Genomic DNA, 5,917 nt, shown 5'->3' on the forward strand with positions numbered 1-5,917 from the left:
AAAAAGAAGGCACGCTTGTGCTCCTGTCCTGCGGGTCGGAGGGCCTTTGGGCCCGTTCCAACCGTGGCCTCATAGTCTTAAAGTTCGGTTTTATTTTCCGTACTTCAAGCGGTATTTGCGTTCGGAGGGGCTTTCGTGACCGACCTCACGTGATTTGTGATATCTGTCCCTCAGAACTTGTCTTTTCTGGCACGGATTTCGGCGAAAACCGTGACATCGTCGGCGTTGAGAAGGCCGACCGCCGCCTTCATGTGCGGCAGTGAACCGCGCAGGAAAGGATTGGTGGCCAGTTCTTCGGACAACCGTGACGGGACAGTGAAGCGGCCTTCGCGGCGCGCGGTTGCGACCCATTCGACACGTGAGATAAGTTGCGGATTGCCGGGTTCAAGGGTCGCGGCAAAACGCAGGTTGGACGCGGTGTATTCATGGCCCGAACAAATCAGCGTTTCGGGCGGCAAAGCGGCCAGTTTGGAAAGGCTGGCCCACATCTGTGCGGGCGTGCCTTCGAACAGCCGACCGCAGCCCCCGGCCATCAGGCTGTCGGCGGTGAAGACAAGGCCGCTTTGCGGGAAATGAAAGGCGATGTGGCCCAAGGTATGGCCGGGCACGGCAATGACGCGGGCGAATTCGGAACCGATGGAAAAGGTGCTCGCCTCGGTCAGCGCGAGGTCAAGCGGTGGCAGGCGGTGGGCATCCGCCGCAGCGCCGAGGACCATGGCCCCGGTGGCGGCGCGTAATTCCTCGACGCCCGAGATGTGATCGTCGTGGTGATGCGTGATCAGGATGTCGGACAGCGCCCAATTGCGAGCCTGCAGGGCGGCAAGGATAGGCGTTGCGTCCGGCACATCGATCACCGCCGTCTGGCCGCTGGCATGATCGTGGATCAGGTAGGCGTAGTTGTCGGTGCGGCAAGGAATTGTGACAAGCTCAAGGGACATGGTGTTTGCGACACTCCGGGCTATGATAGTCAAGGATCGCCCGAAGAGAGACTGGCCGCAATGCACCTTGATGTGCTGGACCTCAGAAACTTCTACTACCGCACGGCGCTGGGCCGGGTGGCGCAGCGTGCCATTCGCGAGCAGATGGTCAAGCTGTGGCCCCCCGCCCCCGGCCATACGGTGGCGGGCTTTGGCTTTGCGGTGCCGCTGTTGCGCCCTTATCTGGAGCAGTCGCGCCGGGTTGTGGGGCTGATGCCCGGCCCGCAGGGGGTGATGCCCTGGCCTGCCGCGATGGAGAATGTGGCCGTGCTGTGCGAAGAGATGCATTGGCCGCTGCCGACGGGCCTTGTCGACCGTCTGGTGCTGCTGCACGGGTTGGAGACATCGGAAAACCCCTCGGCGGTGCTGGAGGAGGCGAGCCGGGTGTTGGGGCCGGGCGGGCGGGCGCTGTTCATCGTGCCGAACCGGATCGGGCTGTGGTCGCGGCGGGATGTCACGCCGTTCGGATTTGGGCGGCCCTATTCGGTGGCCCAGCTTGAGGCACAGCTAAAGCGGCATTCGTTTACCCCGGAACGCAGCCAGTCGGTGCTGTTTGCCCCACCGTCGACGGCGCGGTTCTGGCTGCGCACCGCGGATTTCTGGGAATCGGTCGGGCGGCGTGTGCCGTGGCTGGCAGGTGGCGTTCTGATGGTGGAAGCGTCCAAGCAGGTCTACGCGCCGACGCGGGGCGGCCTGCGCGCGGCAGTAACCCGACCGTTGCGGGTGCTGGAGGGGGTTAGCAACGGCAGTCCTGAACCGGCGATGAACCAGCTTCGCAAATGAGTTGGCCATGGCGCCTCGCCGGAGGCTTGGGGCCCGCCGAAACACACGGCAGGCGGCCATCCCGTGGTCGAGCGGGCGCAACTGGCGCGGCGCGCGACAAGATCACTCACGAAACGGAGAGCAACCCGGTTGCGGGGTCGGAAAGCCTCTGCTAAGGACGCCCCCGAAGACAGGGCATAGGCTCCGGACCGGTGTTCGGGGAGTGTGCCTTTTGGCGGCCTTTCCCATTTGGGACGCAGGCCAGGAACAGCGGAAGGGTTGACGTGTCCGAACCAGCTTCGATCTCTCTGGGAATTGCCACCCGCTATGCCACCGCTTTGTTTGAGCTGGCGAAGGAAGAGGGCGCCCTGGCGGCGCTGGAATCCGACACGGCAATGTTGTCCGAAACACTTGCTGGCAGTGCCGATCTGCGCGCTGCGATCCATTCGCCGGTGGTCAGCCGCGAAGACCAGGGCCGGGTGATTGCCGCCGTGGGCGCGAAGCTGGGTTTGTCGGCACTGATGGCAAACACGCTGGCGCTGATGGCCGAAAAGCGCCGGCTGTTCGTGCTGCCGCAACTCCTGAACAACCTTGCCGACAAGATCGCGGCGGAAAAGGGCGAAATGACCGCCGAGGTCACCTCTGCCACCGCGATGTCGGCGGCGCAGGCCAAGGCACTTGCCGCAACGCTGAAAGCCAGCGTCGGCAAAACCGTGAAATTGAAAACCACTGTCGATGAAAGCCTCATCGGCGGTCTTGTCGTGAAGCTGGGCTCGACCATGATCGACACATCGGTCAAGGCGAAGCTCGCCGCACTCCAGAATGCAATGAAAGAGGTTGGGTGATGGGAATTCAAGCTGCCGAGATCTCCGCGATCCTGAAAGAGCAGATCAAGAACTTCGGCAAGGACGCACAAGTCGCCGAAGTTGGCCGCGTGTTGAGCGTGGGTGACGGCATCGCCCGGGTCCACGGCCTTGACAACGTGCAGGCCGGCGAGATGGTCGAATTCCCCGGTGGCATCCGTGGCATGGCGCTGAACCTCGAGGTCGACAACGTCGGTATCGTGATCTTCGGTTCCGACCAGGACATCAAGGAAGGCGATACCGTCAAGCGCACCAAGTCCATCGTGGACGTGCCTGCGGGCGACGCGCTGCTGGGCCGCGTTGTCGACGCGCTGGGCAACCCGATCGACGGCAAGGGTGCAATCAACACCACCGAACGTCGCGTGGCCGACGTGAAGGCCCCCGGCATCATCCCGCGCAAATCGGTGCATGAGCCGATGGCGACCGGCCTGAAGGCAATCGACGCGATGATCCCGATTGGCCGTGGCCAGCGCGAACTGATCATCGGCGACCGCCAGACTGGCAAGACTGCCGTGGCACTGGACACGATCCTGAACCAGAAGGCGTATAACGACGCGGCTGGCACGGATGAAGGCAAGAAGCTGTACTGCATCTATGTGGCCATCGGGCAGAAACGCTCCACCGTGGCACAGCTGGTGAAAAAGCTGAACGAAACCGGGGCCAGCGCCTATACCATCGTGGTGGCGGCAACCGCGTCCGACCCGGCGCCGATGCAGTTTCTGGCACCCTATGCGGCAACCGCAATGGCCGAGTTTTTCCGCGACAACGGCCGCCATGCGCTGATCATCTATGATGACCTGTCCAAGCAGGCCGTGGCCTACCGCCAGATGTCGCTGCTGCTGCGCCGTCCGCCGGGGCGTGAAGCTTATCCGGGCGACGTGTTTTATCTGCATAGCCGTTTGCTGGAACGTTCGGCCAAGTTGAACGAAGATTTCGGATCGGGGTCGCTGACTGCGCTGCCGATCATCGAAACCCAAGGCGGCGACGTGTCGGCGTTCATCCCGACCAACGTGATCTCGATCACCGATGGCCAGATCTTCCTGGAAACCGAACTGTTCTATCAGGGCGTGCGTCCGGCGGTGAACACCGGTCTGTCGGTGAGCCGGGTTGGTTCGTCGGCGCAGACCAGCGCGATGAAGTCGGTGGCCGGCAAGGTGAAGCTGGAACTGGCGCAGTACCGCGAAATGGCGGCCTTTGCGCAGTTCGGGTCTGACCTTGACGCATCGACCCAGCAATTGCTGAACCGGGGCGCGCGTCTGACCGAGCTGATGAAGCAGGCGCAATATGCACCGCTGACCAACGCTGAAATCGTGTGCCTGATCTATGCGGGCACCAGCGGCTACCTGGACAAGATCGGCGTCAAGGACGTTGGCCGGTTCGAGCAGGGCTTGCTCAAGCACCTGCGCACCACCGGTAAGGCGCTGTTGGCCGACATCACCACGAAAGACCGCAAGGTTGCGGGCGATCTGGAGAAAGCCATCCGGGCCGAGCTTGACGCCTTCGCCAAAGACTTCGCGTAACTCGGGCCGGGGGAGCACCTAGATGCCCAGCTTGAAGGACCTGAAGAACCGGATCGCCAGCGTGAAGAACACGCGGAAGATCACGAAGGCCATGCAGATGGTCGCCGCCGCAAAGCTGCGCCGCGCGCAGGAAGCGGCGGAGGCTGCACGGCCCTATGCCGAACGGATGACGGCGGTGATGGCGTCGCTTGCAACCAACGTCGGCCAGTCGGCCGGTGCGCCGAAGCTGTTGGCCGGTAACGGCCGCGATCAGGTGCATCTGTTGGTGGTGATGACGGCAGAGCGCGGCCTTTGCGGCGGCTTCAACTCCACCATCGTGCGCTTGGCGCGGCTACGGATCGGCGAACTCATTGCTGCTGGCAAGACCGTCAAGATCATGACCGTGGGCAAGAAGGGCCGTGAGCAGCTGCGCCGTGAATATGGGTCGCTGTTCGTTGGCCACACCGATCTGACCGACGTGAAGCGCGTGGGTTATGTCAATGCCCAAGGCGTTGCGCGCGAGGTTCTGGCGGCGTTCGAAGCTGGTGAATGCGATGTGGTCACCATCTTCTACAACCGCTTCCAATCGGTGATCAGCCAGATCCCGACGGCTTTGCAGGTGATCCCGGCGAAGTTCGAGGCTGGTGCGGCGTCTGCGCTATATGACTACGAGCCGAGCGAAGAGGCCATTCTGGCCGATCTTCTGCCGCGCGGCGTGGCCACGCAGATCTTCACCGCGATGCTGGAAAACGGGGCGTCCGAACAGGGTGCCCGGATGAGCGCCATGGACAATGCCACCCGCAACGCGGGCGACATGATCAACCGGCTGACCATCCAGTACAACCGGTCGCGGCAGGCCGCGATCACCAAAGAGCTTATCGAAATCATTTCCGGCGCTGAGGCGCTGTAAGGTAACCGGAGAAACGACATGGCAAAAGCACCGAAAGCAGCTGCCGCGGCAGGCAAGGTCACGCAGATCATTGGCGCCGTGGTGGACGTGCAGTTCACCGGCGATCTGCCCGCGATCCTGAACGCGCTGGAAACCGACAACAACGGCAAGAAGCTGGTTCTGGAAGTGGCACAGCACTTGGGCGAAAGCACCGTGCGCTGCATCGCGATGGACGCGACCGAAGGTCTGGTCCGGGGCGCCCCGGTCAGCGATACCGGCGCGCCGATTGCGGTTCCGGTCGGGGACGGCACGCTGGGCCGCATCATCAACGTGATCGGCGAGCCGATCGACGAAAAGGGCCCGGTGGTGCATACCGAGCGCCGCTCGATCCACCGCGCAGCACCAACCTTTGCCGAACAGGCGACGGATGCGCTGATCCTGGTAACCGGGATCAAGGTGATCGACCTTTTGGCCCCCTATTCCAAGGGCGGCAAGATCGGGCTGTTCGGCGGTGCGGGCGTGGGCAAGACGGTTCTGATCCAGGAACTGATCAACAACATTGCCAAAGTTCACTCCGGCTATTCGGTGTTCGCGGGCGTGGGTGAACGGACGCGGGAAGGCAACGACCTGTATCACGAATTCATCGAATCCGGCGTCATCAACATCGACGACCTGACCAAGTCGAAAGTGGCGCTGGTCTACGGCCAGATGAACGAACCGCCGGGCGCGCGTCTGCGTGTGGCACTGTCGGGTCTGACCATTGCCGAACAGTTCCGCGACCAGTCTGGCACGGACGTGCTGTTCTTCGTCGACAACATCTTCCGCTTTACCCAAGCCGGTTCGGAAGTGTCCGCCCTTTTGGGACGTATCCCGTCGGCCGTGGGCTATCAGCCGACGCTGGCCACAGACATGGGCGCGCTGCAGGAA

The 5,917-nt window shown here is 62.9% G+C and carries 6 protein-coding genes; 5 read left to right on the forward strand and 1 reads right to left on the reverse strand.

The features are described 5' to 3' along the window. Nucleotides 1-170: 170 nt before the first annotated feature. Nucleotides 171-938: a hydroxyacylglutathione hydrolase gene (gene gloB, locus RMO18_RS07925; protein WP_309665071.1), complete on the reverse strand. Its 768-nt coding sequence runs from the start codon at nt 936-938 to the stop codon at nt 171-173. Between the two features lie 60 nt (nt 939-998). Between gloB and RMO18_RS07930 the strand changes: the two genes are divergently transcribed. From RMO18_RS07930 to atpD, 5 genes are all read left to right on the forward strand, one after another. Next, nucleotides 999-1,760, forward strand: a complete 762-nt coding sequence (locus RMO18_RS07930; RefSeq protein ID WP_309665073.1) for a class I SAM-dependent methyltransferase — start codon at nt 999-1,001, stop codon at nt 1,758-1,760. 263 nt (nt 1,761-2,023) lie between these two features. Beyond that, on the forward strand, nt 2,024-2,584 hold the full coding sequence (locus RMO18_RS07935) for a F0F1 ATP synthase subunit delta (RefSeq protein WP_309665075.1): 561 nt from the start codon (nt 2,024-2,026) through the stop codon (nt 2,582-2,584). Continuing rightward, the gene (gene atpA, locus RMO18_RS07940; RefSeq protein ID WP_309665076.1) at nt 2,584-4,122 is read left to right on the forward strand and encodes a F0F1 ATP synthase subunit alpha; all 1,539 of its coding nucleotides are present in this window, start codon (nt 2,584-2,586) and stop codon (nt 4,120-4,122) included. Before RMO18_RS07935 ends, atpA begins: the two co-directional genes overlap by 1 nt. 22 nt (nt 4,123-4,144) lie before the next feature. After that, nucleotides 4,145-5,011 (forward strand): F0F1 ATP synthase subunit gamma, encoded by an 867-nt coding sequence (locus tag RMO18_RS07945; protein WP_309665077.1) that lies wholly within the window; start codon nt 4,145-4,147, stop codon nt 5,009-5,011. 18 nt (nt 5,012-5,029) lie between these two features. Beyond that, on the forward strand, nt 5,030-5,917 hold an 888-nt coding region (gene atpD / locus RMO18_RS07950), incomplete at its 3' end, for a F0F1 ATP synthase subunit beta (RefSeq protein ID WP_309665079.1).

This window comes from Tabrizicola sp. (assembly GCF_031377265.1).
In the GTDB taxonomy this organism is placed as follows: domain Bacteria; phylum Pseudomonadota; class Alphaproteobacteria; order Rhodobacterales; family Rhodobacteraceae; genus JAUYQR01.